This window comes from Robinsoniella sp. RHS (assembly GCF_001029355.1).
In the GTDB taxonomy this organism is placed as follows: domain Bacteria; phylum Bacillota; class Clostridia; order Lachnospirales; family Lachnospiraceae; genus Robinsoniella; species Robinsoniella peoriensis.
On the sequence record NZ_JNGB01000166.1, the window covers coordinates 1 to 2,692 of the forward strand.

Sequence of the window (2,692 nt, forward strand, 5' to 3'; positions counted from 1 at the left end):
AGGGTGCATTTTATCATTTCCAAATCTCGGCGCAATTGCTCTTGTAAATCTCGGATATACCAAATGTAAAATTCCCTGCTCTTTTGCTCGTTCCTTAGATGTAAATTTATAACGAATCGGACCTAATAACATATAGTTTATCTTCTCTAATCCATCACTTCTTGCTGGCGTTGCAGTAACCCCGTATACATATCTGGCTTGAACCTCCTGTAAGACATCTATAATTGTCTCTGACGCAGCATGATGACATTCATCCAAGATCACCATCCCATATCCCTTTAGTCTGTCGTGGTATTGACCTTTTTTACATAACGATCCTACCATTGCTATATCAATAATCCCTGTTGTCGAATCATGTGCTCCCTGCAGCTTACCGATGTTGCTTTTTCGAACTTTAATCCTCCCTGATGGTGTCTTATATTTGGGTGGTTCTTCATTAATTAACAGAAACTCCTTAAGCGCCTTTTCCCATTGTTCCATTAGAGCAGAGGATTGTAAGAGAATCAACGTATTTACGCACTTTCTTGCAATTATATTACAGCAAACCACCGTTTTACCAAATGCCGTAGCAGCATTTAAAATTCCTGTATGTTGCTTATCCAAAGTCTCAGCGGCTCTTACCTGTGCTTCCTTCAACTCCCCATTAAAGTGTACATTGATACTCCGCCCACTAAATCTCTCATCATTAATCTCAAACTTGATTTTAGATTTTTCACAAGCATCAATTAGGCTATCCAAAAGGCCTCGTGGAATTATTATAAATCCATCGATATCCTTCCCCATATAAATAAAACGTGCATTATCATAATTTGACAATCCCATAGCTTGATTTTTGAAAAATATAGGGTTACTAAAAGCCGCCAACTCTCGTATTTGATTCTGCACCCGTGGCTTTAAATTTGATGTATCCACGTAAATAGCATCTGCCAAAGTAATATGCATTTGCCCCTTCACATCCTCCATGTAAAAATCCGTTTTTCTCTCCCATGGTTTACTATCCGTTTTCTCTCTGATTTCATCCATGGATACACTTTCAATTGTGCTATGTAATCTCCACTCTTTAATTTTATCTTCAATAAATTCTTTGCTAAGCTTATTCTTTGACATCAACACCTCCCATTGTTTGGGATAAGCATTCCAATGTTCATCCACAAATGCACTATTTCCATTCTCAAGTGCCCTGCCCTGCAATGGAAGTGCAATTAAATTACCAAACCCACCTTTTGGCATATGATCCTGCATCGGCAGCATTCTATCGTAAAAGTGAAATGATTTTAAATTTACCGCTTCAGCTCCCTTCCTAAGAAGGGCATTGCCGAATTTTCTCGCCAGACTCGCATTTATCTTCTGTTGAAAGAATATCCAAAGATGGGCGCCTCTACCGGAACGAGATCTTTCCACCAAGGAGTCAATTCCATTAATTTCACATATTTCTCGAAGAGAATTTACTTCTTCTTTCCATAAATCATCATCATTTGCAAAATCATTTTTGTCCGCTCCTTTTTCATGATTATCGAAATCAAACACAATAAATCTACAGGAATCATCCTTAAGTAGAGGATATATCCCTATCACATCGGTTCCATCTTCCAATTCGCCCTTTAAGTGTCTGATAATTTGCTCCTTTCCCAATGGAATGAAGGCCGGATTACTACATTCACTACATCTTTTACTTTTCTCACTCTTTTTAGGGCACCCCGTTTTCCAAATTTTATAACATTGAGGATAATAATTTTTTGCGCCAGTTGACTGAACAATCGTCCGTTGACTATAAACATCCATTCTTCCCCAAAACATACTGAAAAAATTATTAGCATCTCCTGGTGTTATATTAGTTTTCGGAATAATACGTTGCCCTTGATTTATTTCATATGCTTCTTTGGTAACTGAATTATTTTCAAAGAAAATTCCTGCCTCGTGGAGCAATGACTTTAGATATTCATTTTCTTTTTCTAGATGTTGTATTTTAAGTTCTAAGTCTTTGATATTACTCATAGGCACATCCCCTTTTATTTTGACTTTAATCTATATCTTTTGTCTCTGTAACTTCTTAGTGGCTCAATATTTTCTGAAAGTTCTATTTACAATTGTTATACTTCTTTTTAATTCAGTATCTTACAGAAGCAGTACATGAATTCTAGACAGTTTACATAAAAGTACTATAATCTTATATTGTATTTTTATATCCGCTACTACCAAGCATTTACTAATATTATAAACAAATTACAGTATTTATGTTTTATATGTTGAGACGATATGAATTAACAGATGATGAATGGAATCATATAGTAACTTTACTTCCTCCTGAAAACACAGGAAAACCAGGTCGTCCCTCAAAAGAAAACCGTACCATGCTTAATGCAATGATTTGGCTGGCGCGAAGCGGAGCCCCATGGCGTGATCTTCCTGAGCGTTATGGGCCATGGGAAAGTGTATACAGCCGTTTTCGTAAGTGGATTGATGCTGGCGTACTGGATAATATTTTTCGCGTTCTAAGCCTTGAAGCCGCATTGGAAGAACTTTCGTTAGATGCATCTATCGTTCAGGCGCACCAACATAGTGCAGGTGCAAAAAAAGGGGGCCTTCTAGCGAAATAGGACACAGCCGGGGCGGAGCCAGTACAAAAATACACGCCATTGTGGATGCTTATGGAAATCCAGTGTATTTCATGATCAGTGAAGGACAACGCAAC

2 protein-coding genes are annotated in these 2,692 nt (G+C 37.6%); one reads left to right on the forward strand and one right to left on the reverse strand.

Features of this window, described 5'->3' with window-relative positions:
* Positions 1-1,995, reverse strand: a 1,995-nt coding sequence (locus RHS_RS27345) for a DEAD/DEAH box helicase family protein (protein ID WP_047834956.1), incomplete at its 3' end; no start/stop codon positions are given.
* Between the two features lie 248 nt (positions 1,996-2,243).
* On the opposite strand from RHS_RS27345, the gene RHS_RS27350 reads away from it, so the two are divergent.
* Positions 2,244-2,597: an IS5 family transposase gene (locus RHS_RS27350; protein ID WP_027292274.1), complete on the forward strand. Its 354-nt coding sequence runs from the start codon at positions 2,244-2,246 to the stop codon at positions 2,595-2,597.
* Positions 2,598-2,692: the final 95 nt, after the last annotated feature.

What these genes read in the sequence shown, in the direction of transcription:
- RHS_RS27350 (WP_027292274.1), top strand. Translation starts at nt 2,244, where the DNA reads ATGTTGAGACGATATGAATTAACAGATGATGAATGGAATCATATAGTA.